This is a genomic window from Bacillus sp. B25(2016b) (assembly GCF_001679765.1).
GTDB lineage: Bacteria > Bacillota > Bacilli > Bacillales > Bacillaceae_G > Bacillus_A > Bacillus_A thuringiensis_K.
The window spans coordinates 2,619,801-2,645,833 of the sequence record NZ_CP016285.1 but is presented as its reverse complement, the minus strand read 5'-3'; the positions used below and the strand labels follow the sequence as shown (position 1 = coordinate 2,645,833).

Genomic DNA, 26,033 nt, shown 5'->3' with positions numbered 1-26,033 from the left:
CTTATTTTATGGAGGGGAATATGCTTAAAAATAATTTTAAAATTAGTAATATTCCTGCGGTTTTGTGGGGAGAGAAGAGTGAAAAAGTTTTTATTGCAGTACATGGAAATATGTCAAATAAGGAAGATGCAGTTATTCAAATATTAGCTGAAGAAGCCAATCGAAAAGGTTATCAAGTATTAAGCTTTGATTTACCTGAGCATGGAGAAAGAAAAAATGATAACACTCCTTGCAAAGTACAGTTTTGTGTTAATGAGTTATCTATAATTATGAACTACGCAAAAGATCATTGGAAAGAAATAAACGTGTTTGCATGTAGTATGGGGGCGTATTTTAGTCTTTTAGCTTATCAAAATGATGTGCTAGAAAAGGCATTATTTTTATCACCAGTAGTTAATATGGAACGAATTATTGAAAATATGATGAAATGGTTTAATGTAACACCGGAGCTTTTGCAAAAAGAAATGACTATAGAGACACCTATTGGTCAAAAGTTATATTGGGATTATTTATGCTATGTAAAAGAGCATCCTATTAGTACATGGAATACAGATACATATATTATGTACGGAGCCAAGGATGAACTGTGCGAATTTGAAACTATTAACTATTTTACAAAAAAACATCGTTGTGAATTAGAAGTTATGGAGACGGGTGAACATTACTTTCATACTGAAGAACAGTTAAAGATATTTGAACAGTGGTTACACAAGCATATCAATTAACAAATTATAATTTAACTTATACCTGCTAGAGAAGAATGGTGAATTTATAAACTGATATTATATTTGAGAGACATTATAAATATAAATGTATTTATTTAAGCAAACAGGTGCTTTAGTTCAATAAGACTTAAACAACTATATTATCGATTTACATATCAAGTGAAGTATATGCATACTATGAATTAAATAAAGTAACAACCATAAAAATGCTCAGAATAAATGATTCTCGAGCATTTTTATGTGTTTTCGTACTTAGGGGGATTGGACTTGAAAGATATACATATTCAACAAATAGAAGATTTAATGGAATATGAATTCAGTCATCTCGTTCAAGACAGTGAAGAAGAATGGTTTAATTTCCTTATAAGACTAATAAATGAATATAAAAACAAAGTAAATGTATTCAATAAAACTGGAGAATGTTTATATGGTATTTTCCAAGGGGATATGTTAATCGGAGTTGGAGGTTTAAATAAAGATCCGTACACAAAAGACAATAAGATTGGGCGGTTGAGGAGATTTTATATTTCCAAGGATTATCGGCGTATAGGGTTAGGGAATTTATTATTAAATCAACTATTATGTCATGCGGAAAAGTATTTTGAAGTGATTGTTTTACATGCTGACACGAAGCAAGGGGATGTGTTTTATACTTCAAATGGATTTGTAAAAGGGGGATTATATAAGGGATCGAGTCACTACAAACTATTATAGAGTTTGCTATCCAAACAATAGCTACGGAAAGGTATTTTCGTTGATAAATCGATATATCTTAAAAAATCGCTGATATATATGAAGGTGCGATCCTTATATTAGAAACAACTTTTATAATTTCATTTACCAAATTGTTATTATAAAAAAGAGCACCTTAGCTTTTAAAATTTAGCTTATAAGGTGACTCCTTTTCAGTCAATTACGTTTTAACCTTCATTTGTTTCAATAATAATCCTGGTTTACCTTTTACATAATAAAAATGCGGATTATTTTCATCATCATAAAGCATAATATAAGGCTTATCTTTTAGTGGGAGTAGTATAAGTACTTCGTCTATTGTAGTGTGTAACCATTGATTAGTAATAGAAACCGGCTTAGATAAAGGGATTTTTATCATATAGCCATCTTTTGGAACGACATTTAAGTTTTTAAATGGACCAGTAATTGATTTAGCGTATTGAACTGCTTCTTTTTGGATTACTGGATCTAAAGATTGTTTTTGAATGACCATTTCTTTTTGACAATCAAATACTTCAATTTGTTGATTTGTATTTGCGAACGCATTTGTTGATAATAGAAATAGAAGAAGAGAAATGACCCCGATTTTTTTTATCATAGTACAACACCTCACCATTACTATCCCCTCAAAAGCTTTAAATATTTTTCTGTCACATTCATGTAACAAAGATGTTGTATGATACAATTGGTTTTTGTTTAAAAGCAATGGAGGAAAAAATATGAAAGTTTTAATTGCAGATGACGAACAAGATATGTTAAGGATTTTAAAAGCTTATTTTGAAAAAGAAGGCTTTGAAGTATTATTAGCGAAAGACGGAGAGGAAGCACTTCAAATATTTTATGATGAAAAAATTGATTTAGCTATTTTGGATTGGATGATGCCGAAACATAGTGGTATTACTGTCTGTCAGGAAATAAAAAAGAATTCAAGCGTAAAAGTATTAATGCTTACGGCGAAAAGTGAAAGTGAAGATGAATTAGCAGCGCTTCAAAGTGGGGCAGATGAGTACGTAAAAAAACCATTTCATCCAGGAGTACTAATTACACGAGCGAAAAAACTTATTCAGCATGATGATATTATTCAAGTACAAGATGTAAAGATAAATTTCGCCAAAAATAAAGTATATAAAAATGATATAGAGTTAGAAATTACAAAAACAGAGCTCGAATTAATAAAATGCTTTTTAAATCATAAAGGAACTATTTTAACTCGTAAAAAATTGTTAGACATTGTATGGGGATTTGACTATTTTGGAGAAGAGAGAACGGTTGATACACATGTAAGAAGGCTGCGTAAAAAAATTGGAGAAAATATTATTAAGACGCATCGTGGGCTGGGTTATAGTTTGGAGGAACAAAGTGAATAAACTTGGGAAAAAGCTATTTCTCAGCATTTCTTTAACCGTTATTCTTATATTTACAATTTCTTTATTGTTAATTAACTATCTCCTGCCGAAATATAATATTTATAAAACACGTGAGAACTTAAATGAATTTACAACTCAAATACAAAATGCGCCAGTCAATGACTTAGAAGATGTTATCCATATAATTGAAAGTGAAAATAACGTTACAATTGCGTATACGCCAATTAATCAGTCAGAAGATGCTATGAACGACGCGTTACGCATGCAACTTACGAAAAAGAAAGTAACGTTAAATAAGCTTTGGATTACGAAAGACGAAGTCATGAAAGTGAAAACGGAAGGGCAATCGAATAAACTGTACGATCAAGGAAAGGTAAAAGCGAGTTTTTTTGCTAAATATATTGCGAAAGATGATACGATAATTTTAATTGGTACTTCCATTGCGAATTCAAATGAAATTATAAATACGTTAAATACATTTTACTTATACATCGTATGTTTCTCGCTGCTTCTTATTATTTTACTTGTGTGGATACTTTCAAAAATAATAACGACGCCACTGAAAGAGCTAAGTGATGTAGCTCAGGATATTTCACATTTACAGTTTAAAAGAACGAAAGTGAAAACGAATGATGAAATAGGAGAGTTGGCCAATAGTATTAATATCATGAGCGAAAAACTACATGAAGCACATCAAGATTTAACTGATCGTAATGAACATTTAAAACGATTTATGGGTGATGTAACGCATGAATTAAAGACACCGATCGCATTAGTAAAAGCATACTCTATGGGGATTAAAGATGGATTAGATGATGGGACTTATGTAGATACAATTATTAAACAAACAGATCAAATATCAAACTTAATTGAAGAACTATTACGATTTTCTAAACTAGAAAGAGATATTTTACAAAAAGAAGAATTCCCCATTGAACCACTGGTCCAGAGTATATTAGATAAGCACCAGATTGAACTGGATTCGAAAGAAATTAACTTGCAAGTAAATTGTAATGCGGGCGATACAATCGTTTATGCAGATTTAAATAAAATGAGAATGGTGTTTCAAAATTTAATTTCTAATGCGATAAAATATACAGCAAATCAAAACATAATAATTACATTAGAAGATAGAAATAAAAGTATATATTTCCAAATAAAAAATGGCATTCCTACGGATAAAATTAAGGATATCGAGAAAATTTGGGAGCCTTTTTATGTACTAGAATCTTCTCGTAGTAAAGAAAAATCAGGTACAGGATTAGGTTTAGCGATAGTGAAAAGTATTTTAGAAAGGCATGGTTTTGAATATGGAGTTTCCTCTATAGATGGAGAAATTCAATTTTATATAAATGTGAAAAAGGACTAATGAAAATATTAGTCCTTTTTGCAGCTTTAGAGATTAGCGATACAGGATGAATCACCATAATTTTCAAAAGTGATGTATTAAATGGAGAATTAGCAAATGTTCTACTTGCATTAAATTCACGTGAAGTTCACAGGAAAACGTTATATTTAAATGGTTATATTTGAATTTAATGAAGTGAGGTATTCAGATTTGAAAAGAAAGAAATTAGTAATTGGTAGCATTTTAATGGGTATGACGTTATCTTTATCTGCATGTGGTTCATCAGATAATATTGTAACGACAAAATCAGGAAGCATTTCAGAAAGTGATTTTAACAAAAAATTAAAAGAAAACTACGGTAAACAGAATTTATCTGAAATGGTAGTAGAAAAAGTATTAAATGATAAATATAAAGTTACGGATGAAGAGGTAACGAAACAACTAAAAGAATTAAAAGACAAGATGGGCGATAATTTTAATACATATATGGAATCCAATGGTGTGAAAAATGAAGATCAGTTGAAAGAGAAATTAAAGCTTACTTTTGCTTTTGAAAAAGCCATTAAAGCAACCGTAACGGAAAAAGATATTAAAGATCATTATAAGCCAAAGCTTCAAGTTAGCCATATTTTAGTAAAAGATGAAAAGACAGCAAAAGAAATTAAAGAAAAATTAAATAGTGGCGAAGATTTCGCGGCATTGGCTAAACAATATTCAGAGGATCCAGGTTCTAAAGAAAAAGGTGGGGAACTATCTGAATTTGGACCTGGTATGATGGTGAAAGAATTTGAGGATGCTGCGTATAAGTTAGAAGTTGGTCAATTGAGTGAACCTGTTAAATCTTCTTTCGGATATCATATTATTAAGCTAACGGATAAAAAAGAGCTTAAACCGTATGAGGAAGAGAAAGAGAATATTCGTAAAGAATTAGAACAGCAACGTATACAAGATCCTCAATTCCATCAACAAGTTACTAGAGAACTGCTTAAAAATGCAGATATAAAGGTATCTGATAAAGACTTGAAAGATACCTTTAAAGAGTTAGAAAAATAATAAATGGAATGTAAGGCAAGCGATAGAAATATCGGTTGTCTTTTTCTCTATTTATCCCGCTATTGGCCGGGCAGTAAGACCCCACCTCAAAATTCAGCGAAAGCAAAGAAGTGGCCCTGCTGATCGTAAACGCCCAATTGGTGAGGGCTGATTAAAGTTTCACTTTATAAAGAAGGAGGAAGTGGGAAAATACTTTCATACCTGCATTAAATTTTACTTAATAAGAAATCTTTGAGTTTCTCAACTTTTATATAAAATAAAACTGAATTTTCAGTTATTTTGTTATATAGTAAAAGAGAACGAATAAGGGGAGGGAACATTTTGAGTAAAAAGAAAATGGCAATTACACTGTCAGCAATGCTATCTGCAACAATTATACCTAGCTTTACTATGGATGTGCATGCAGAGAAGAAGGAAGAGACTAAAAGTACGAAAATTGAATTAGAAAATGGGATGACAAAACCGATTTATTCTCTCGATGAAGCTATTATCGAAAATTTATATGTAGAGACAGAAGTTGATAGTGATCGAGACGGTAAGAAAGACAGAGTATCGATAAAAGTTATGCGTCCAAAGACAGATCCGAATGTGAAAGTTCCTGTTATTTATGAAATGAGTCCATATCGATCTGGATTAAAAGATGTTCCTGTATATAATGTAGATGAAGAATTGTATGCGTATGAAGGAAAACCGTATGGAGCGGTTAATCTTGGTTCGTATGGGAACTATTACGTGCCAAGAGGTTATGCAGTTATTCTAGGTGAAAGTATTGGTACTGGAAAATCAGATGGATGCCCTACAACTGGAGATGAACAAGAGATACTCGGGACAAAATCTGTTATTGATTGGGTAAACGGTCGCGCGAAAGCATTTACAGAACAGGGTGAGGAAGTTCAGGCAAATTGGTCTACAGGAAATGTAGGTATGACTGGAGTTTCCTATAATGGTACATTACCAAATGCTGTTGCGACTACTGGAGTTGAAGGTTTAAAAACAATTATTCCAATCGCAGCAATTAGTAGTTGGTATGATTATTATCGTGCAAATGGTGCAGTCATTGCTCCAGGCGGATATCAAGGGGAAGATACAGATAATATGGCAGAAGCAGTACTGACAAGGGAAAACCCTGAAGTTTGCGGACAAGTTATAAAAGAGTTAACGGCTGGACAAGACCGAAAAACAGGTAATTATAATGATTTTTGGGATAAACGTAACTATGTAAAAGATGCTAAAAATGTAAAAGCGAGTGTATTTGTTGTTCATGGTTTAAACGATTGGAATGTTAAAACAAAACAGTTCGCGCAATGGTGGGAAGCACTTGGAGAAAATAATGTTCCGCGTAAAATGTGGCTACACCAAGGTGGTCATGGTGGGACATCAAGTAATAACTGGCAGCAAACACAAAATAAATGGTTAGATTATTGGTTGTACGGAATTGAAAATGGAATTATGGATGAACCAATGGTTGATGTGCAAAGAGAAAATAAAACGTGGCAAAAGATAAAAAATTGGCCAGATCCATCAGCTGTACCTTCAAAAATCCGTATGTATTTAAGTAATAAATCAGTCAATTTACCATTAAGTATGGGATCGGCTAATAAAGTTTTCTCATTCTTAGATGATGCACAAATGAAATCAAACCAATTAGTAGCAAATCCAGAATTAGAAGTAGCAAATCGATTAGTATATACAATGCCTGTACTGCAAAAAGATACGCGTATAAGTGGTACACCAAAGATTTCAATTACAGGAAATATTGATCGATCTGTATCAAATTTAACAGCATTACTTGTTGACTATGGAGGAGCGAAGCCGGAAATCGTAACGAGAGGCTGGATGGATCCACAAAACTTAAAGAGTATAGAAAATTCAACAGCGATTCAACCGGGCAAAGATTATACATTTACATGGGACATGCAGCCAGATGATTATGTATTTAAAGCGGGGCATCAAATCGGAGTTGTTTTAATTGCAAGTGATTATGATTATACAATTAGACCGAAAGCTGGCACGAAACTTACAGTGAAATTAAGTGAAGTGACATTGCCGATTGTGAAATAAATACTTTTTCTGAAGAGCCTACTAAAGTAAGCTCTTTAATTTGTAGTCTGAATTTTTAATTTTTATATTTCAAATTGGAAGGTTATGTAATACAATATCATTATATTCTATGGAAAGTGAGTGATATATTATGACAGTCAGCTCTTTCGAAATCTCATTAAAATTAGAGGTACAGGAAGATTAGTTGAATTGAAATCTTCCGTACGTAAAAACGGAGGAGAAAATAAATGTTTAGCTTTTATAGTACACTTTGTACGGAACTATATGATTACACAAAACCAGTCGGTTATTCTTTAAATGGTGATATTGAGTATTACAAAGAACGTTTAAAAGATTGTAGAGGAAGAATCCTCGAAGCCGCAGTAGGTTCAGGGCGTGTCATCATTCCGCTTCTAGAGGCTGGTTTTAAAGTGGATGGGATAGATTATTCACCTGAAATGCTAGATTCTTGTCGTAAGCGCTGTAAAGAGAGAGGCTTACATCCTAATTTATATGAAGGAAGCTTGCAACAATTTTCACTTCCGTATAAATATGACGCAATTATCATTCCTACTGGATCTTTTTGTTTAATTGAAAATCGTGTGGATTCTATAAATGCATTGAAATGTTTTTATGAACATCTTAATCTAGATGGACGATTAATCGTAGATATTATGCTTCCGCATGACTGGAAGACTGGGGAAATTCATACATCGACTTTCTCTTTGCCGAGTGGAGACGGAATCACATTAGAAAATAAATTAATTGAAATAGATTGGCTGAACCAAGTTACTGTATCATATTTGAAATATGAAAAGTGGAGTAAAGGACAGTTAGTACAAACAGAACTACAACGCTTTGCACTGCGTTGGTATGGAATAGAAGAGTTTAAACTTCTGTTAGAAAGTATAGGTTTCTCTAACATTACTTGCTCTGCTGAATATGATTATGAAAAAGAACCGTCAAATGCAAATCAAATGATTACTTTTGAAGCTATGCGAAAAGAATAGAACTAAAAATATGAATAAAAAATAAGGCAATCGATTTAAAATCGGCTGCCTTATTTTTAATTTTATGTAATGGTTTATAGAGAAAGATTGGAGGGAAATAAATGAAACTTATATTAATATTTGGCTCACAAGCAGTTGGAAAAATGACAGTGGGGCAAGAATTAGCAACATTAACCGGTTTAAAACTTTTTCATAACCACATGACAATTGATTTAGTAAGTCCAATTTTTGATTACAGTACGAAAGAAGCAAAAAGACTAGTAAGTTTATTTCGTAATGAAATATTTGAAGAAGTATCTAAAAGTGATTTATCTGGAATGATTTTTACGTATATATGGGCATTTGGCCTCCAAGCGGATTGGGATTATATACATAATGTAGAAAGTATTTTTGAATCAAAAGGTGGGACAGTGTATTTTGTAGAGCTGGAAGCGGAATTAGATGAAAGATTAGAACGAAATAAAAGCCCGAATAGATTAGAACATAAACCGAAAAAAAGAGATATTGAGTGGTCTGAAAATAATTTGAAAGAAACGATGAAAAAGCATAGATTAAACTCTCTTCATGGTGAAATTGAAAAAGAAGAGTATATAAAAATTAATAACACGTATTTGAGTGCAAAAGAAGTGGCGGAAATGATTAAAGAGAAGTTTCAATTGTGAAATTTTTGAAGTCTATTTCGTTTTCGTTGTCCAAGCATTCTCCTACTAATTACATATACTATTTATGTTAAAGTCGGCTACTATTTAATATAGGGCTGTTATTTTCCTATAAATGCTATTTTAGTGAAGTGGGAGGAATCAATTTGGAAAACGTAGAACAAGATAGAATTGAAAATCAAGTGTATTCAAATCGTGTAGTAAGATCAGAATTTGATTCGAATTGGGAAACTTGTATATCAAAGAGTGGTTATGTAATTTATGTAGCAACAAGTAATAATGCTGAAGTAATAGTGCTTCTTGCAGATGGTTCAAGTAAATTATTAATTTTCGAAAAAGGCGGTAAAGTAGTAGTTGGTGGCGGTGGAACAAGTCATTACAGTAAGCCGCATATTGCAAGAAATATTTAAGATAGAACATGTTAATTAAGAAGAAGCTGGAAAACGGTTGTCATTCATGTTTAGGGCATGATAGACGAACCGTTTTTTATTTGTTTATAAATTTAGAAGAACTTCATTGATTACAAATACATCAGGATGAGCAGCGAAATTAGAAGAAAACTTGGCGGGTAATGGTACAAAATATTATGTACGTTTGCAAGAATCTTACAGCGATATAAAAAAGCATTTCCTATTTGGGGAAACACTACTTCTATGTTATAGTATAATAGTGTTTTTAGATGGTGCTATTTTAATATATCTATAGTTTTGTTATGTATTATTTTTATATTAAATTAGCACCTAAAGTATTTTTTTATAAGGAGTAGTAATTAGAGAAATGAAAAATATAGACTTTATACTAGAAAGTGACGAGGCATTAAAACCGTCTGAACGATTAGTACTATTATTATTAGAGAAGCATAGAATGTTATATACAAACGATCTATTGGCATTATCAAATTTATCATATAAAACATTAACAGATTCATTAACGGCGCTAGTTTTAAAATCGTATGTGTTAAAGGAAACAGGTAAGGGAAGAAGACAGAATTGCTATAGATTAGTATGATAAGGCAGCTGTTTTAGAAATTTTTACGTATGTTTTTTCAATTGTAAGGTGAAATTGTATTTTTGTTTTCAAACGAAAAACTTACTATAAGAGGGGCTAAGATAGTAGCGTTTCATTTTTGTAAATGTAATTATTCCATCATTGAAAATACAAAAATAAAATAAACCGCATAAAACAGAAATAAAAAAAACAATCCATTTTAAAAATGGATTGTTTTTTTATTGGAATAATATTATTTGATATGTTGAAAGCATAAATAGCAGAATAAACATTACCTGTTTTATTTCATGCAACTGAACAAATATGATGAAAACTATGTGTATAGTTTTTTGCTTGCTTTTTCAGTAACTCTAATGAAATCATGGTCTTCATTGTTTAAAGGCAGTATTTTTAACATTATTGCTATTCAGCATTAAGCACAAAAAGGGATATATAATATTATTATGTAAACTTAAGGTTTTAAAAGGAAAATGTAATAATTAATAGAACATGTAGAAGGAGATGCTTAAATAGTTTGAAGGATGGGAGATTATTATGGAGCATTTACAATCAATAGCACAAGCTGTTATAAGTGGTCATAAGGGAAAAGTAGTGAAGTTTATAAAGGCGACACCACTTCATTTAGCAGCTTATTTTGGACAAAAAGAAATAGCGAGTTTTCTTTTAGAAAGCGGTGCAGATATACATAGTAGAGCGAAAAACGAAAATGAAAATACGCCTTTGCAAGCAGCAATCGCGAACAAGCAAAGTGAACTTGTTGCTTTCTTAATTGAAAAAGGATCAAATGTAAATATTATGCAAAGTGGTGGCTGGACAGGACTTCACGAAGCGGCATTATTAGGAAATGAAGAAATAATTATGCTACTCCTTAAAAATGGAGCTAATAAGATGATAAAGAAAAATGATGGGAAAACAGCGTATGATATTGCATTAGAAAAAGGATATGATCACCTTTTACATCATTTGAAACAGGAAGTGAACTTATGATGAATAAATGGAGTGTTGGTATATTTTTATTTAATGAAGTAGAAGTGTTAGATTTTGCAGGACCATTTGAAGTTTTTTCTGTAACTGAGGTGAATGAAGAAAAACCATTTACTGTTTATACAGTTAGCGAGAATGGAGAAATGATTACAGCAAGGAATGGATTGAAGGTACAGCCAGATTATAGTATTGAAAATTTACCACCAGTGGATATTTTAATAATTCCGGGTGGGCTAGGTGCTAGAAAATATGAAATAAAAAATGAAATAGTAATAAAATGGATTCGCCAACAAATGAAAGAAGTAAAGCTGATGACTTCAGTTTGTACAGGAGCGTTATTACTGGCGAAAGCAGGTTTACTGGAAGGGTTAAAAGCAACAACACATTGGGCTAGTATTGAAAAGTTTAAAAATGAGTTTCAAAATGTTGAAGTTATAGAAAATGTAAAGTTTGTAGATGAAGGACATATTATAACATCTGCCGGAATTTCAGCTGGAATTAATATGGCATTTCATATTGTGAAAAACTTGTTAGGTGTGCATGTTGCGGAGGACACAGCGAAGCGAATGGAGTATGATATTAGTTTGCCAAATTAAAAAGCCCGGATTGGGCTTTTTATATTGAATGAATATAGTTAAGCTCTTCATCACTCAAAATAGGGCGAACAGATGCATTTGCATTTTCTTGTGCTTGCGTTCCTGATTTCGCACCAGGAATTACAACACTTACTGCCGGATGAGAGAGTACATAGCGAAGTGCAAGTTGCCCTAGGGTCTGATTTTTTTTTGAGAGCAACCGAAGTTTCTCTACGGTTTGTAAGTCTTCTTGAAACCAAGTTTCATTTGGCCAATCTTTGCGTAAATCTCCATCTGGAAAAATTGTTTTATTTGTAAATTTTCCAGTTAAAATGCCCATTTTTAATGGACCACGAATAACAGCCCCTAGATTTTTCTCTTGTAAGAATGGTAATATATCTTTTTCTGGTTTTCGATTTAATATATTGTAATCAAGTTGTACGATATCAATTTCGTTGTTGTTATTGAAATGATGAATGTATTGTAAATCATGAGTCGAAACACCGACTGCTCTTACTTTGCCATCACGTTTTAATATGTCAAATGCACGTAGAAATGCTTCTGTTTCTCTACGATTATGCCACCAAATATGACAAAAATAAAGATCAATATAATCTGTTTGAAGACGTTGTAAACTTGTTTCAAATACGGCGATGATTTTTTCAGGAGTATCATATACAGGAACGCCATTAGGGTCGTAGTGATGTCCGATTAAACCACCTTTCGTTGATAGTATAATATCATTACGATGTCCTTTAATCGCGGTAGCCACCAACTTTTCACTATGTCCTAAACCATACACATCCGCAGTATCAATAAAATTCACACCACACTCAATTGCTTTTTTTATAGCAGTTATAGATTGTTTATCGTTAACAGGTCCCCATTCATCACCACCGATTGCCCATGCGCCAAAACCTATTTCAGAAACAGTTATTCCAGTTTTACCTAATGTGCGGTAATGCATATTCCCCTCCTTGTAAGCATGTTATAACATGGATATGTAGGGAAGGAATTTTGTGTGTGAAAAAACTCTTCTACAATAGTAGAAAAAGAATTACAGAAACTACTATTTTATAGCAGCATGTATAAAAAAAATCGGTGTAAATATGGAAATGTCGTCGAATGCTATCTTTAATTGGTTAATTTATGGGATATTTTTGTGAAGGAGTTTATTTTATAAGAATAGAATTTAGTTTAGTAAGAAAACGTGCCGATGGTAGTGAAAAATATGGGTTAGGGGGATTTGAATGAGGAAACTCAAACGAGTAAATGTTCCTAATATACCAGAGCAGTTATCACAACCTAGTGACAAGCGTAGGATAAATAAAAAGAAGTTAAGGCGACTTATTTTAATGGTCCTTTTTATTGCAGCAACTACTCTGTACGTTCAATATATTTTAACGAAACAACAAGAAGTAATTGATAAGAAGAAAGGTACGATTACGGATCAAAAGGAACAATTAGTATCTTTAAAGAAAGATAAAGATTCTTTAAAGACTAACATAGAAAATTTAACAGACGATGAGGAAGAAATTTTGAAGTTTGCGAGAAAAGAGTATCAATTTTCTAAGTCAAATGAAACTATATTTGTGATGCCCAAGTAATGAAAAAAATAGTTAGCCGTCGCTAACTGTTTTTTTATGTATGAATGTAATGGTACAAGGAATAATCACATATTGTAAAAATGAAGAGTTTAAGCTATTTTCATAGATATGGAATATGCACTAAAATAAATGTTGTTAAAATTCTGTCAATTATATTATAATACAAGGTAAGTGGATACATTTTTTAATCAACGTTGAGTTCCTCGCTCATACGACTATTAAGAAACCCGTTATCCTCGTATACGAAAGGAAGATAGCTGTGTACGCTTCAAATACAATTTATATCGTAGGGGATGCGAAAGCACCTCAAAATAATCCCATTACTGAAAAGTTTAAAAGCTATTTCGTAGCATTTGTACTTGTTAAGGATACAGGGGAAATTGTAGATGCAGACTGCTCAGCGACAATTGCATTAACATCTCAATTTGTTAAATATTTATTTCTACATAAAAATATAAATGACCCGGCATTAGTAATGGAAGTAAAGAACCGATATTTCGGTTCTTCTCAAAAAGCGTTACTTGTAGCGCTAAAAGATGCACAGAAAAAATATAATCAGATTGCTGCTTTGTCTACTCAATCATAGACAAAATCCAGCCGTAAGAATCATTCTTATGGCTGGATTTTTTTATTTCACATTATCGTTCTACATCAAAAGTAAACGAAAACAAAGTAGAGTGATAGAAGAGTAAATGTCCAATGGGTTTACCTAATAATTCGTGGGTATAAATCTCCGGTGGATTAAGATTTCACTTCATTGGGGAACGAAAGGATGAACAAAATGAAAATTACAGATGTAAAAGTAAATCGTAGACGTGTAAAACTGCATACACCGTTTAAAACCGCACTTCGTACTGTAACAGAAATTGAAAGTATAGATGTTTATATTCATACAGACGAAGGAGTGATTGGTAAGGGGGCTGCAGCCGCAACGCCAGTTATTACGGGGGATTTCACCAGCGGAATGGAAGAAGCGATTTTAGGACCGATGCGTTCATGTTTAATTGGTCAAAATATCATTCAGTTTCAGCAGTTACTACAGGGCATTCAAATGAGTTGTATTGGAAATTCAAGTTCGAAAGCAGCGGTAGATATCGCTTTATATGATGTATATTGCCAATATCAAAATGTGCCGTTATATGCATTGTTAGGCGGGAAGAAAGAAATTCATACCGATATTACAGTGAGTGTAGATGAGCCTGTATTAATGGCAAAAGAAGCGAAGAAACATATAGAAAAAGGATTTCAAACATTGAAGATTAAAGTGGGTAAAGAGGCGCATTTAGATTTGGAACGTATTGAGGCAATTCGAAATGTGGTACCAAGAAATACGACATTACGTTTAGATGCGAATCAAGGTTGGAGTCCAAAAGAAGCGGTCTCTATCATTCAAGAGATGGAAAATCGTAATTTAAATATAGAATTTATTGAACAACCAGTACACGCGAAAGATTGGGATGGGTTAAAGTACGTCAAAGATCGTGTGCAAACGCCAATTATGGCCGATGAAAGTATATTTTCAGCAAGTGACGCATTAAAGCTCGTTCAAGGAAGATATGCAGACTTCATTAATATTAAATTAATGAAATGTGGTGGCATACGTGAAGCATGGCGTATTGCAGATATCGCAGAAACAGCTGGTGTGAAGTGTATGGTGGGCAGCATGATGGAGTCTTCACTTTCCGTTAGTGCTGTTGCGCATTTAGCGGCAGCGCATCCTAATATTCATTATTTTGATCTTGATGCACCGCTTTGGTTAATGGAAGAGCCAGAAGGAATGACTTATTCTGGATCAAAGATAAACCTTCAATCGACAGTGAATAGTAAGTTTTAGGAGAAGAGACTAGTAAACTATCTTTTAAGGGGGATAAATATGAAAAAAGTAGGAACTGCATTTTTAACAACTTTATTTATATTTTCATCGTTTACATCGGCAAATGCTGAAGAAAAGAAGGATAATAAAGCATTTATAGATGTATCTGCTGCAACGTTATGGACAGTACCTGATTCATTAAGGCCAATCGATACACCGAGTGCAACAAATCCAGTGGATCTATGGAAATGGACGAAATCAATGACACTTGACGAGAAACTATGGTTAACAAATGCAAATAAATTAGAAACACAAGCGTTACTCGGTCAAGAAGTAACTGTTATTGATAAGAAAGGTGAATGGGTGAAGGTATTAGTGCATGGACAGCCAACGCCACGAAATGAAGAAGGTTATCCGGGCTGGATGCCTGAAAAGCAATTAACATATAATCAAGAATTTGCAGATAAAACAAATGAACCTTTTGTGTTAATAACAAAGCCAACAGCGATTTTATATATAAATCCTTCTGAAAAACATAAATCACTTGAAGTCAGTTATAATACAAGACTGCCGCTATTAAGTGAAGACACAATTTCATACCGTGTATTGTTGCCAAATGGTCAGAAAGCTTGGCTACGAAAAAATGATGGAACGGTTTACCGTTCTCAAAATGATATTCCAACCCCGGCGGCCGATGATTTAATAAACACAGGGAAAATGTTTTTAGGTTTACCGTATATATGGGCTGGTACAAGTGGTTTTGGATTTGATTGCTCTGGCTTCACGCATACGATCTATAAATCGCACGGCATTACAATTCCGCGAGATTCTGGACCACAATCAAGAGCAGGAGTTGCAGTTGATAAAGAAAATCTACAAAAAGGAGATTTAATTTTCTTTGCACATGATCAAGGGAAAGGTAGTGTCCATCACGTCGCAATGTATATTGGTGATGGCAATATGATTCACTCACCAAGAGCTGAAAGATCGGTAGAGATTATACCGCTAAATACACCAGGATATATAGAAGAATACGCTGGTGCTCGTCGTTACTTACCTTAAAAATAGAGGGGGTTTTTAAATGAAAAAAGTTGTTCGTTACTCATTAGTTAGTACTCTATTAGTTTCTTCATTTTTAGTTGGTTGCGCAAAAGAAAAAACTGCAACAAAGCCCAAAGATAAGAAGAAAGTATTACAGTTACTAGAAACGGGTGAAATTCCGTCGTTAAACTCAGTGAAAGTCACAGATGCAATCTCGTTTAACGTTTTGAATAACGTAATGGAAGGACTATTCCGTCTATCGAAAAATGATGAAGTAATTGAGGCAGGCGCACAAAAATATGAAGTGAGTAAAGATGGAAAGACATATACATTCCAATTGCGTGATGCGAAATGGTCTAACGGAGATCCAGTAACCGCCCATGATTACGTATACGCTTGGAAGCAATTGATTAATCCAGATACAGCTTCTCAATATGCATACATTGCGTACGATGTAAAAAATGCTGAGAAGATAAATAAAAAACAACTAGGTCTAGATGAATTAGGAGTAAAAGCGAAGGATGATAAAACATTCGTCGTAGAGCTAGAACATCCTGTACCGTATTTTACGAAATTATTAATTTTACCATCCTTCTATCCAATTAACGAAAAATATGCGAAAGAGCAAGGTGATAAATATGGATTAGAAGCAAATAAAGCGGTATATAATGGACCGTTTACATTATCAGAGTGGAAGCATGAAGCTAGCTTTACAATGAAGAAAAACGATAAGTATTGGGATAAAAAAGAAGTGAAGTTAGATGAAGTAAACTATCAAATTGTAAAAGAAATTTCAACTGCGGTAAATTTATATGAAACAGATAAAGTTGATAGAGCTGTTATTTCTACAGAATTCGTAGATAAATATAAAAATAATAAAGAGCTAAAACAATATACAGATCCAGTTATGTACTTCTTCCGATTTAATGAAAATGTACCGATTCTTAAAAATAAAAATGCACGTCTTGCGCTAAGTACAGTTTTTGATAAGAAGGGACTCGCAGATTCATTTTTAAATGATGGGTCGGTTGCAGCAAACTATTACGTACCAAAAGGATTCTTAAAGGGCCCAGATAAGAAAGATTTTAGAAGTACGGCAGGTGAGTTTAATAAAACTGATGTAAAAAAAGCGAAAGAATATTGGGAGAAAGCAAAACAAGAGACAGGTACAAATGAAGTGACGTTAGAACTATTAAATTATGACTTAGAAAACTTTAAAAAAGTTGGAGAGTACATTAAAGAGCAGCTTGAGAAAAACTTACCAGGCTTAAAAGTGAATGTGAAATTACAGCCACATACGCAAAAATTAGCACTTGAGAAGAAGAAAGAATATGAAATGTCGTTATCACGCTGGTTACCGGATTATCCAGATCCAATGACTTATTTAGAAGTATTTCTTTCTGGAAGCAGTGTTAATAATACAGAATATGCAAACCCAGAATATGATGCGTTAATTAAGAAGATTAAAACAGAATTAGGTAATGATGAAAAGGCTCGCTGGAAAGCAATGCAAGATGCTGAAAAAATGCTACTTGATGATGCAGTAATTGCACCGGTATTCCAGCGCGGATTATCTTACTTACAAAAACCATATGTGAAAGATTTATATGTACATCAATTTGGTCCAGCTACAAGTTTAAAATGGGCAGATGTACAAAAATAAAAGAATGGGGAAACAGACTTCACGTATGTGATAGTCTGTTTTTTTGTACAGTTCCGAATGAAATATAGACATTTCATATGTTTTTTTACGACTTAAAAATAAAATTATTACTAAAATTCCAGTGTGAAATTTATGTAGAATCTTGTATAATTAACGTGTTTCTATGGAAACATTTTCTTGCGCTATTTCTATAGGATTTAATAGAACAAGGAAGGAAATACATACATGTATATAATAGACAAATAGAATGGAACATGTATAGAGAAAAAGGAGAGAAAAGATGGCGTGTCAAAGACAAGGGTTACAAGTTAATAACGATAGAAAGAGGGACAGAAGATGAAAATGAAGCATGCTTTTGGTCCTATAATTTTAGCGTGTGTGCTTTTTTTCATTATCATTCTAATCCCATCGAAAAGTTTAGTATCGCTTATTAGTGATAAGAAGGTAGAAGATGCGGCTACTTCTTTACAAAAAGAGAAATTACAAAGTGTTTTCTTACAGCAAAAAATGTTAGAGAATTCACAGTATTTACCGATGTACGGTTCATCAGAATTTTTACGAATGGATGCATATCATCCGTCTAATTATTTCAAAGTAAATCCAGCTGGTTTTACACCGTTTTTAATTGGAACTGGTGGTACACAAAGTTTAGCTCATATTTTAAATATGACATCTACTATGGATGAATTAGAAGGTAAAAAAGTAGTCTTTGTTCTTTCACCACAATGGTTTACAAAGACTGGTGTATCACAAGGGGATTTCACTAATAATTTCTCCAAACAACAAGCATATCATTTTATTTTTAATGATGAGATAAATCCAGAAATGAAGAAGCAAATCGCGAAACGGCTATTAGATTATAAAGTTGTTCAAGAAGATGATATATTAAAAAATTCATTAGAAGGTATTGTATATAATGATACGAAACATAACATAAAAGCAGGTTTAGTTAAACCACTTGCTTATATGCATAGAAATATTTTAGATCATAGAGATTTATTTAACTCTTTATTTAAAATCGAACCGATGAAAGAGAAAACAAATATCGGACTTCGTTCAATTTCTTGGGAAGACGCACGTAAACACGCAGAACAAGAAGGGAAAGCAGAGTCTACTACAAATACATTCGGAATTGAAAATCCGTATTATCATAAGAATAATCTGAAGAAAAAACTAAAAGGTTTAAAAAACTTTAGAGCAAATGAAACATATGATGAATCACCAGAATACGATGATTTACAAATTATTTTAGATTTATTTAAAGAGAAAAATGTCAAACCACTCTTTATTTCTGTACCTGTCAATGGGCCTTGGTATGATTATACTGGATTCCCGAAAGAACGCCGTGAAGTGTATTATAAAAAAGTTCGAGAACAGGTTGAGAAAGCAGGATATCCAGTAGTTGATTTCTCTGGTCATGAATATGATAAGTATTTCTTAAAAGATACGATTCATTTGGGCTGGAAAGGTTGGATTTATTTTGATGAAGCAGTGCAGAAATTTAATTCTGAGAAATAAAGTATAGAAATCGGAATGGCTATGAGCCGTTCCGATTTTTTTAGTATAGAGGATTTTGGTGAGGACAATTTGGGAATGCATGTATATCTTGAATCTGTCTATAATCATAATGTTTCATTGCGAACTGGGCTTGATAAAGGTATTCATACACATATAATTGACCATCATGAGCTGAACATAATACACCAGAAGTTCCTTGCCCATTTATGAAGGAAATACCGATAGGGCGTCCGATTAAGTATAGTATTTTTTGCTGCCAATGCATAGGGGAATCACTCCTTTTTGAGATAATATACGAAAGAAATGATCAAACGGTTGCTTATCCATGTAAATGTAGATGGAAAAGTGTTATATAATTCTTGAAGATTAATTCATATATAAATAAAAAACCGCTATAACTCCGAATGAATTTATAGCGGTTTTTGTTATATTCTTAAGCAAGATTTTTACGCTTTTTTGTCCATTTTTTTATAACGAAGTATAAAAGTATAAGTACGACGCCACCAATTGCGAATGATTTCACATAAGGACCAGCAATATCGTTAATATTTTCCCAATTTTCACCTAGTTTTTCACCTAAATAAATGAAAATAATAGACCAAGGGATAATCGCAAGTGCTGTTAATGTAGTGAAACGTAGTAAAGGCATTTTTGTAATACCAGCAGGAATTGAAATCGCATGACGCACTACTGGAATGAAGCGTGCTGTAAAAATGACGCCAGTTCCGTAACGATTAAACCAATCTTCTGCAGCATCTATTTGTTTTTTATGTATGAAAATATATTTTCCATAACGTTCTAATATAGGGCGTCCGCCGTATCGTCCAAGCCAATAAATAAAGATTTGGGCAATAACACCGCCAATTGTACCGAATACAACTGCGCCTATAAATGAGATACTTCCATTGAATACTAAGTATCCTGCATAAGCAAGGACAATTTCACTTGGGATAATTTCAATCATAAGTCCAAGCATAATGCCCCAATAACCTAATCCTTCAAAAAACGTTAATACTGAATGAATAAAACTACTTAACATTGTTGCACCTTCTAGTTTATGAATTTTTGAGTATAAGAACCTTTTATTTAATTACGTAAAAGGTTCACTATATGTAGATTATACCTTATTTACATAGGGGATTGCTATTTCAATTCTTTTATGTCTCTCATAAGTATTATAGTAAAGTATATAAGCTACGTTTTAATGAAGGCTTAATGAAAAGATTATTAAAAATTTCTCATATATCAATGATAATAGACTGAAAATTAAGTATAATGATATAGGTCTTTCATTTACAAAAATAGGAGGAGAACGTATGTATATTACAGATCCGATTTATGGACCAATCTCTATTCGTGATAGAGATATCCTTCGATTGATAGATACAAAAGCATTTCAAAGGTTGGCGAATATTAAACAACAAGGACATAATTATTTTTTACATGAGAACGCAATACATACGAGGAAAGAACATTCGATAGGTGTATATGTGCTAGTAAATAAAGTGATAGAACATCTTACTGAGATTGGTGACATACATTTATCGAAATATGAACGAAAGCTAGTATCTACTGTAGCCCTTCTACATGATGTTGGACATGGGCCATATTCACATTGTTTTCAGCAAATATCGGGTGAAGATCATAGTGAGTGGACGGTACGAATCATTCAAGAGGACGAAGAAATACGTACGATTTTAAATCAAACACCTAGATTATTAGATGATGTAACGAAAGCTTTAACAGAAGATGGAGTTTTTCCAATTATAGATGAGCTCTTATTTAATTCATTAGGAATGGATCAATTAGATTTTTGGAATAGAGATTTATATTACTCGTCGCTTGAATTAGAAGGTTTACAGATAGAAGAATTGATTGCTAACATGCGTTTAATTGACGGTAAACTTGTTATTGAAGAATCGGGAATCCCCTTCATCGAACAATTAATGAAAATGAAAGAAGGGCTTTACAATAATGGATTTGGCCACCCGTTTGTGATAGGAAAAGACATATTGCTGCAAACAATTTTTAAAATGATAGAGGAGAAAAATCTTTCGTTCTATACTCCTGAACTTCAAAACTTCTTTCATAAAGGAGAGAAGTTAGAAGTAGAAGACTTTCTTCCGTTACAAGATGAAATGATTTTAAATGAAATACAGTGCTTTGCAAAATCAGGTGATGTTGAAATAGGATCTTTAATTCAACTGTATGTTTCAGCAACCAAAAGTTTATCATTTCAAAAAGGAGTGGAGGGTGATTTTAAAAAGGAAAATAACAATTTAACGATAATAACTGAGAAAAAGGCGTACAGTTCATATGTAGGGAGTATTTACGTTTATAGTGAGGGGCAGTTAGAGGATATTTTAGAGAAATCAAATTTCATTCAAAAGATAGTAAAATTGCCTAAAAAAGAATATGCCTATTCTTTTTAAAGTGGTTTGAAAACATAAAATAGATGGGGTGGAAATGTGAACTGGAAAGAACGTCTTCTAGAATTAGATGATTTATCAATTATATTAGAATGGTATAACGATGAAGAATTACATAACATAGCAGATGTGAAACCATTTAAGCGATATACAATAGAAGAACTTCGGGAGTATTGGACTGAAAAATTAGCGCGGTCTTATGCAAGTTATCATGTAATAATAGTGAGAGATGAAGTAATAGGAAGAGTCGGATTAAAAAAGACGAAATATGATGATACCTATGTGATGGAATACTCTATTCTTATTGGCGTTTCGAATTTATATTCAAAAGGACTTGGAACAGAAATTACAAAGTATTTCATAAGTAAATCGTTTTTAGATTCCGATATACAAGCAGTTGTATTACAGGTAAGAGAAGACAACAAAAGGGCAATTCGTTGTTATGAGAAAGCTGGATTTAAAAAAGTAAAATCATATATAGAGAATGAAGTGAAAGTGTATGATATGCATAGAATTAAGAATGAGAAAATAGCACGGTAAAAAACAGTTAATTCTGAATGTAATGAGGGTTAGGGGGATATATGGAACCTTAAATGACACTACTTATAGATATGCGTAATACTACGGTTTTATATGAAACTTAAATTTAAATAAATCAAGCAAGCATTTGTTGTATATTTGGAACAGATGGTTGCTTGTTTTCGTTGTAAAAAAATAGAAGCATTTCTGCTCCTATTTTTTAAGGCTTCACATCTAAGTTCTGTAAAAATAAAGTTGCTGTTACGTAACGCTTTGCTAACATTTGTACATAAGCGGTATGTACAGAAAGGGTCGCAATAATAATAGCGTTACGAATTGCTTCGCGTTGTTCGTTATTAATTTGATCGAACTTACTTGCGATTTTATCAGCTTTTTCTTTTACGATGTTTTCAATTGTATGAACGGTATCTGTTGCATTTAATTGTAAGCAATTCCCTTGATTGAGTTCTTCAAATAAAGAAGAGTATGCTACATATAAATGAACAGGATTGATTAAATCATCACTTCGATCAGCTGGATCATTTACAATAAGGCGTAATAGCTTACGAATGGATTCAAAATCAAGTGCTGTTTTTAAATCTTCGACAATAAATAGTAAGGCTGCTTGTTCAATTGAATATTTTTTCCCTTTTTGAGGAGAGCCAATCATTTCTTTTATATCTCGTTTCACCCAGTTTTGCATAGCAGTTACAGAGAAACTTGTGTTTTCAATCTGATTGCCAAGCGCAACTATTTCATTTAAAGAAAAACCGACATCAGTATCGTCAATTTTAATCAGCTTTTCAAAAATAGGTGAAAGTGCGGTAGTAATAAAAGCTGTAACGCTTTGTCCGCTTTCAATATCTTTTTTATGTGACTTTGCCCAAGCTTCTTGTAAAATACCGAGAGGCTTTTTCGTATTCCATCCTCTTAGTGATAGAAGAAGGGTAGCCATTTCGTTTCGTGTGAGATGAAATGTTTCCATCTTTTCACCTCCAAAATAATAAAAAGTTCTTATGAACTTATAATATGTTTTGTTTCATTTAAAGTCAATTCTGTTTTGCTTAATTTTTCCTTTGTGACCAAACTGTTGAAAGTAAATAATACTTGCATATTTCGACAAAAGTTCATATAATAAGTTCATAAGAACCTTTAAAATGTTCTTAAAAACAAATCTATCATTCTGAATTTACTAGAAAGATAGATTTCACATATATCTATATAAAAGGAGAATGGATATAATATGTTGAAAAAACTTGTAGCAGTAATGACAGCATTCATGGTTATCTTTGGGGCTAGCAGCTTTATGTTCGTAGATCATGCAGCAGCGAAAAGTTACAAATCTGGTAAAAAATCATTTACACCAAGTTCAGGTCAAAAGTCAAAAGTTGATTTAAACAAAAAAGACTCAAATGTAAATTCTCAAAAAACGACTCCAGATTCGAAAACGAAAGCAACAAACACAGCACCAAAAAGTAATAAAGGAAGCTTTATGAAAGGTTTATTACTAGGTGGTCTTGGTGGTTTACTAATGGGTAGCTTATTTGCAAATATGGGAGCTCTTGGTTCTGTATTAGCATTTATGGTAAATATGTTAGTAATGGCTGGTATCGTAATGTTAGCAGTTCGTGCATTTAAATACTTCAAAGACCAACGTAAGAAGAAGGCAGATGAAGTAGCATGGAAACAATAAAAATTTCTGAACAAGAGCTTATAAATGCGCTTTGTATATATATCGCTGAAAAAAGACAAGTGGGTCCAGAAGAAGTATTAGTTGAACTCATGTATGATGACGACTACGGTTTCTCTGCGGAAGTAGAGGTAAATGGTCGCCAGCAAATTTTAATTCAAGCAAACTTAATCGAAGCTTTACGCTTATTGCTTGACAGAGAATATAATGTCAATCCATTCGCAGCGAGATTACAACTTGAATTAGATGATGAAGAAGGCATTTACGCATTAGCGAAATTTAATAACTCAGATGAGTAGAGAAGAGAGCTGTTGAGAATAATCTCAGCAGCTCTTTTTAGTATGTGCATATGTAGATGAGTAATCACGCCAAATTTCATTCATTTTTCGTCTACCGATATCTACCATCGGATTAAACTGAATTGCAGCTTTCTGACGAATAAAGCGAACGTTTTGAATGGCGTGAGATAATTGTTGGTCGACTATATCACGTTTTTTGCTTGCATATTTAGCAATAGATAGACCTGCAACTGTTCCTTGCGCCATCGCAATTTTTCCGCTTTCAATGCCTGTAATATTGCCGGCTACAAATAAACCAGGAAGAGGGGTTTCCATTGTTTCGGAATGGAGAGGAACGTGTCCGCCTAATTCTGAAATGTAATGGAAGGGACAACCAGCTACAGCTGCAAGTTCGGCAAGTGGGTATAATCCTCCGGCAATACAAACAAAATCTGCTTCATATATTTTCTCTGATCCATTAATAACATTTCCTTTAGAGTCAATATTAGCAATACGTACACCTTCAACTTGATCTGTTCCGATAATTTCAAGAGCTGCTTTCCGAAGGTGAAGTGGCGTTCCGTTTATTTTCATTCCGTTGTTTGGATAGAATGTTAATCCAGCTTTTCGAATCCAATCAAATTTCATAAAGTGGCTACCTATTCGCAAGAAAGCAGAAGGAGCGAGGTGAGCTGCATTTAAAAGAGAGTTTAAAACTTCTTCAGGTTCACCAGCTTTTTGACTTAACTCGCTTTTCTCAGGGAGTACAATATGATCCACTGTAATTCCCGCTAATTGCAATTCACTTAAAATGGCGAAAGACAAAATGTTAGCACCAATAATAATTCCTTTTTTTCCAACTTGCACGCGATGAACATTTGTCATAACTTGAGCTGCTCCAATTGACATCACTCCTGGAAGTGTCCAGCCAGGAAGGGGAATAGAATGTTCCGCAGCTCCAGTAGCAAGTAGTACGAAAGGTGCTTCTAACGTACCGATATTAGTATGTACAAACCAATTGTTTTCATCTCTATCTAAATTATAGACCGAAACACCGCACCTGATATGTACTGAAAGTGATTCTGCTTCTTCATGAAGTCGCTTCGATTCTTTTATTCCGTTCCACCATTCTCCAGTAGGCTCTTGATGCAACTGTCCTAACAATCTCCCGCCCGGCTTCATAAATTCATCAATAACGAGCACTTTTAGTCCGAAACGAGCACAAGAAATAGAAGCAGATAATCCCGCTGGCCCTGCACCAATAATAATTACATCACTCATCGTTTTTTCACCATCTCTCTCACGATATTCGGATGCTGTTTCCCGCTTTCAACAACCATGTTTTCTTCTACAACAGTTAAGCATGCGCGCACATTTGTTTGATTATTTACTGTCATGCGGCATTCGGAACAGTGCCCGATATTACAATAAATACCTCGCGGTGCTCCGCTATCTTCATGAACTCTTAATGTCCGTATTCCATTTGCTAACAGGGCAGCAGCTATCGTTTCATGTTCATATGCTCCGTATTGATGACCGTTAAATTGAAAGGTAATACGCTCACTACTTTGTAAAGTACCTAAAATAGGGTGATGTGTAATTCTACTCATTTACTTTCACCTACCGATCCAAAAGTAACTGCACGTATTGGTGGTTGATATTTTAACGGTAGTTCATTAAGAGTTACGTCAGGATTCGCATTTTCAATCATTCGATCTATCATTATTCTGCATGTGCGACCACCGCAAAATCCCATGCCAGCACGTGTTCTTAGTTTTAATTCTCTTGCCGAGCAGTTATATTCAGCAATTGTCGATTGAAGTTGCCCATATGTAACCTCTTCACAACGACAAACGATTAAGTTGTTTTTATTTGTCATATGTATTCCTCCTCTAGTTCGGTTTTCACAAATTATATATGCAAAAATCATGCCAATATAGAGGAGGGAGAGAGGGCTACCTGTAAACGCCTGAT

The 26,033-nt window shown here is 33.3% G+C and carries 30 protein-coding genes; 22 read left to right on the top strand and 8 right to left on the bottom strand.

Going from position 1 to position 26,033, the window contains the following annotated elements; all coding sequences use genetic code 11:
* The first annotated feature begins 20 nt into the window (after positions 1–20).
* Both BAQ53_RS13480 and BAQ53_RS13475 read left to right on the top strand, forming a co-directional pair.
* Positions 21–725, top strand: a complete 705-nt coding sequence (locus BAQ53_RS13480) for an alpha/beta hydrolase (RefSeq protein WP_061884280.1) — start codon at positions 21–23, stop codon at positions 723–725.
* A gap of 219 nt (positions 726–944) precedes the next feature.
* Complete coding sequence (locus BAQ53_RS13475) at positions 945–1,439, top strand: GNAT family N-acetyltransferase (protein WP_208905427.1); 495 nt, start codon at positions 945–947, stop codon at positions 1,437–1,439.
* Positions 1,440–1,638: 199 nt separating this feature from the next.
* On the opposite strand, the gene BAQ53_RS13470 is transcribed toward BAQ53_RS13475, so the two are convergent.
* The gene (locus BAQ53_RS13470) at positions 1,639–2,055 is read right to left on the bottom strand and encodes a hypothetical protein (RefSeq protein ID WP_000591768.1); all 417 of its coding nucleotides are present in this window, start codon (positions 2,053–2,055) and stop codon (positions 1,639–1,641) included.
* Between the two features lie 121 nt (positions 2,056–2,176).
* On the opposite strand from BAQ53_RS13470, the gene BAQ53_RS13465 reads away from it, so the two are divergent.
* The 10 genes from BAQ53_RS13465 (at position 2,177) to BAQ53_RS13420 (ending at position 11,522) form a co-directional block, all read left to right on the top strand.
* Positions 2,177–2,824, top strand: a complete 648-nt coding sequence (locus tag BAQ53_RS13465) for a response regulator transcription factor (protein WP_000865979.1) — start codon at positions 2,177–2,179, stop codon at positions 2,822–2,824.
* Positions 2,817–4,193 carry a sensor histidine kinase gene (locus tag BAQ53_RS13460; protein WP_001037265.1) on the top strand — a complete coding sequence of 459 codons (1,377 nt, stop codon included), beginning with the start codon at positions 2,817–2,819 and terminating at the stop codon, positions 4,191–4,193. The genes BAQ53_RS13465 and BAQ53_RS13460 overlap by 8 nt, the downstream gene beginning before the upstream one ends.
* Before the next feature lie 189 nt (positions 4,194–4,382).
* The gene (locus BAQ53_RS13455) at positions 4,383–5,225 is read left to right on the top strand and encodes a peptidylprolyl isomerase PrsA (protein ID WP_002103226.1); all 843 of its coding nucleotides are present in this window, start codon (positions 4,383–4,385) and stop codon (positions 5,223–5,225) included.
* A gap of 321 nt (positions 5,226–5,546) precedes the next feature.
* A complete protein-coding gene (locus BAQ53_RS13450) occupies positions 5,547–7,286 on the top strand; it encodes a Xaa-Pro dipeptidyl-peptidase (protein WP_089148746.1) in 1,740 nt (579 codons plus the stop codon).
* 227 nt (positions 7,287–7,513) lie between these two features.
* Entirely contained in the window at positions 7,514–8,275 is a 762-nt protein-coding gene (locus BAQ53_RS13445; RefSeq protein ID WP_208905425.1) for a class I SAM-dependent methyltransferase, read from the top strand.
* A gap of 101 nt (positions 8,276–8,376) precedes the next feature.
* A complete protein-coding gene (locus tag BAQ53_RS13440; protein WP_208905423.1) occupies positions 8,377–8,937 on the top strand; it encodes an AAA family ATPase in 561 nt (186 codons plus the stop codon).
* Between the two features lie 143 nt (positions 8,938–9,080).
* A complete protein-coding gene (locus tag BAQ53_RS13435; protein WP_000432429.1) occupies positions 9,081–9,344 on the top strand; it encodes a hypothetical protein in 264 nt (87 codons plus the stop codon).
* Between the two features lie 367 nt (positions 9,345–9,711).
* Positions 9,712–9,942: a hypothetical protein gene (locus BAQ53_RS13430; RefSeq protein ID WP_000789031.1), complete on the top strand. Its 231-nt coding sequence runs from the start codon at positions 9,712–9,714 to the stop codon at positions 9,940–9,942.
* Between the two features lie 534 nt (positions 9,943–10,476).
* Positions 10,477–10,929: an ankyrin repeat domain-containing protein gene (locus BAQ53_RS13425; RefSeq protein ID WP_208905421.1), complete on the top strand. Its 453-nt coding sequence runs from the start codon at positions 10,477–10,479 to the stop codon at positions 10,927–10,929.
* On the top strand, positions 10,926–11,522 hold the full coding sequence (locus BAQ53_RS13420) for a DJ-1/PfpI family protein (protein ID WP_000981426.1): 597 nt from the start codon (positions 10,926–10,928) through the stop codon (positions 11,520–11,522). The genes BAQ53_RS13425 and BAQ53_RS13420 overlap by 4 nt, the downstream gene beginning before the upstream one ends.
* A 19-nt stretch (positions 11,523–11,541) precedes the next feature.
* Here the strand turns inward: BAQ53_RS13420 and BAQ53_RS13415 are convergent, their stop codons facing one another.
* Positions 11,542–12,468 (bottom strand): aldo/keto reductase, encoded by a 927-nt coding sequence (locus BAQ53_RS13415; protein ID WP_208905419.1) that lies wholly within the window; start codon positions 12,466–12,468, stop codon positions 11,542–11,544.
* Positions 12,469–12,751: 283 nt separating this feature from the next.
* Between BAQ53_RS13415 and BAQ53_RS13410 the strand changes: the two genes are divergently transcribed.
* From BAQ53_RS13410 to dltD, 6 genes are all read left to right on the top strand, one after another.
* Positions 12,752–13,108 carry an FtsB family cell division protein gene (locus tag BAQ53_RS13410; protein ID WP_001228728.1) on the top strand — a complete coding sequence of 119 codons (357 nt, stop codon included), beginning with the start codon at positions 12,752–12,754 and terminating at the stop codon, positions 13,106–13,108.
* 259 nt (positions 13,109–13,367) lie between these two features.
* Positions 13,368–13,694, top strand: coding sequence for a DUF3870 domain-containing protein (locus BAQ53_RS13405; RefSeq protein ID WP_000271314.1), 327 nt, complete (start codon positions 13,368–13,370; stop codon positions 13,692–13,694).
* Positions 13,695–13,880: 186 nt separating this feature from the next.
* Positions 13,881–14,942: a dipeptide epimerase gene (locus BAQ53_RS13400; RefSeq protein WP_001038461.1), complete on the top strand. Its 1,062-nt coding sequence runs from the start codon at positions 13,881–13,883 to the stop codon at positions 14,940–14,942.
* 39 nt (positions 14,943–14,981) lie between these two features.
* Positions 14,982–15,983 carry a C40 family peptidase gene (locus BAQ53_RS13395; RefSeq protein WP_000755429.1) on the top strand — a complete coding sequence of 334 codons (1,002 nt, stop codon included), beginning with the start codon at positions 14,982–14,984 and terminating at the stop codon, positions 15,981–15,983.
* Between the two features lie 19 nt (positions 15,984–16,002).
* Positions 16,003–17,625 (top strand): peptide ABC transporter substrate-binding protein, encoded by a 1,623-nt coding sequence (locus tag BAQ53_RS13390; protein ID WP_061884277.1) that lies wholly within the window; start codon positions 16,003–16,005, stop codon positions 17,623–17,625.
* A gap of 336 nt (positions 17,626–17,961) precedes the next feature.
* On the top strand, positions 17,962–19,143 hold the full coding sequence (dltD, locus tag BAQ53_RS13385; RefSeq protein ID WP_000782300.1) for a D-alanyl-lipoteichoic acid biosynthesis protein DltD: 1,182 nt from the start codon (positions 17,962–17,964) through the stop codon (positions 19,141–19,143).
* 40 nt (positions 19,144–19,183) lie between these two features.
* Here the strand turns inward: dltD and BAQ53_RS13380 are convergent, their stop codons facing one another.
* Both BAQ53_RS13380 and uptA read right to left on the bottom strand, forming a co-directional pair.
* Positions 19,184–19,408 (bottom strand): hypothetical protein, encoded by a 225-nt coding sequence (locus tag BAQ53_RS13380; protein WP_000558686.1) that lies wholly within the window; start codon positions 19,406–19,408, stop codon positions 19,184–19,186.
* 168 nt (positions 19,409–19,576) lie between these two features.
* Complete coding sequence (gene uptA, locus BAQ53_RS13375; RefSeq protein WP_000952913.1) at positions 19,577–20,182, bottom strand: undecaprenyl phosphate transporter UptA; 606 nt, start codon at positions 20,180–20,182, stop codon at positions 19,577–19,579.
* A 277-nt stretch (positions 20,183–20,459) separates the two neighbouring features.
* On the opposite strand from uptA, the gene BAQ53_RS13370 reads away from it, so the two are divergent.
* On the top strand, positions 20,460–21,575 hold the full coding sequence (locus BAQ53_RS13370; protein ID WP_208905418.1) for an HD domain-containing protein: 1,116 nt from the start codon (positions 20,460–20,462) through the stop codon (positions 21,573–21,575).
* Positions 21,576–21,611: 36 nt separating this feature from the next.
* Positions 21,612–22,112 (top strand): GNAT family N-acetyltransferase, encoded by a 501-nt coding sequence (locus BAQ53_RS13365; RefSeq protein WP_001104067.1) that lies wholly within the window; start codon positions 21,612–21,614, stop codon positions 22,110–22,112.
* 199 nt (positions 22,113–22,311) lie between these two features.
* On the opposite strand, the gene BAQ53_RS13360 is transcribed toward BAQ53_RS13365, so the two are convergent.
* Positions 22,312–23,076, bottom strand: a complete 765-nt coding sequence (locus BAQ53_RS13360) for a DUF1836 domain-containing protein (RefSeq protein WP_000447231.1) — start codon at positions 23,074–23,076, stop codon at positions 22,312–22,314.
* A 258-nt stretch (positions 23,077–23,334) separates the two neighbouring features.
* Between BAQ53_RS13360 and BAQ53_RS13355 the strand changes: the two genes are divergently transcribed.
* Positions 23,335–23,784 carry a hypothetical protein gene (locus BAQ53_RS13355; RefSeq protein ID WP_000914478.1) on the top strand — a complete coding sequence of 150 codons (450 nt, stop codon included), beginning with the start codon at positions 23,335–23,337 and terminating at the stop codon, positions 23,782–23,784.
* Complete coding sequence (locus BAQ53_RS13350) at positions 23,772–24,080, top strand: YxcD family protein (RefSeq protein ID WP_000447747.1); 309 nt, start codon at positions 23,772–23,774, stop codon at positions 24,078–24,080. The genes BAQ53_RS13355 and BAQ53_RS13350 overlap by 13 nt, the downstream gene beginning before the upstream one ends.
* Before the next feature lie 24 nt (positions 24,081–24,104).
* Here BAQ53_RS13350 and BAQ53_RS13345 read toward each other — a convergent pair whose 3' ends face one another.
* From BAQ53_RS13345 to BAQ53_RS13335, 3 genes are read right to left on the bottom strand one after another with little or no spacing between them, the layout of a single operon-like run.
* Positions 24,105–25,340, bottom strand: coding sequence for an NAD(P)/FAD-dependent oxidoreductase (locus BAQ53_RS13345; RefSeq protein WP_208905417.1), 1,236 nt, complete (start codon positions 25,338–25,340; stop codon positions 24,105–24,107).
* Complete coding sequence (locus BAQ53_RS13340) at positions 25,337–25,669, bottom strand: (2Fe-2S)-binding protein (RefSeq protein ID WP_000087066.1); 333 nt, start codon at positions 25,667–25,669, stop codon at positions 25,337–25,339. Before BAQ53_RS13340 ends, BAQ53_RS13345 begins: the two co-directional genes overlap by 4 nt.
* Positions 25,666–25,938 (bottom strand): (2Fe-2S)-binding protein, encoded by a 273-nt coding sequence (locus BAQ53_RS13335; protein ID WP_000182619.1) that lies wholly within the window; start codon positions 25,936–25,938, stop codon positions 25,666–25,668. The genes BAQ53_RS13340 and BAQ53_RS13335 overlap by 4 nt, the downstream gene beginning before the upstream one ends.
* Between the last annotated feature and the right edge of the window lie 95 nt (positions 25,939–26,033).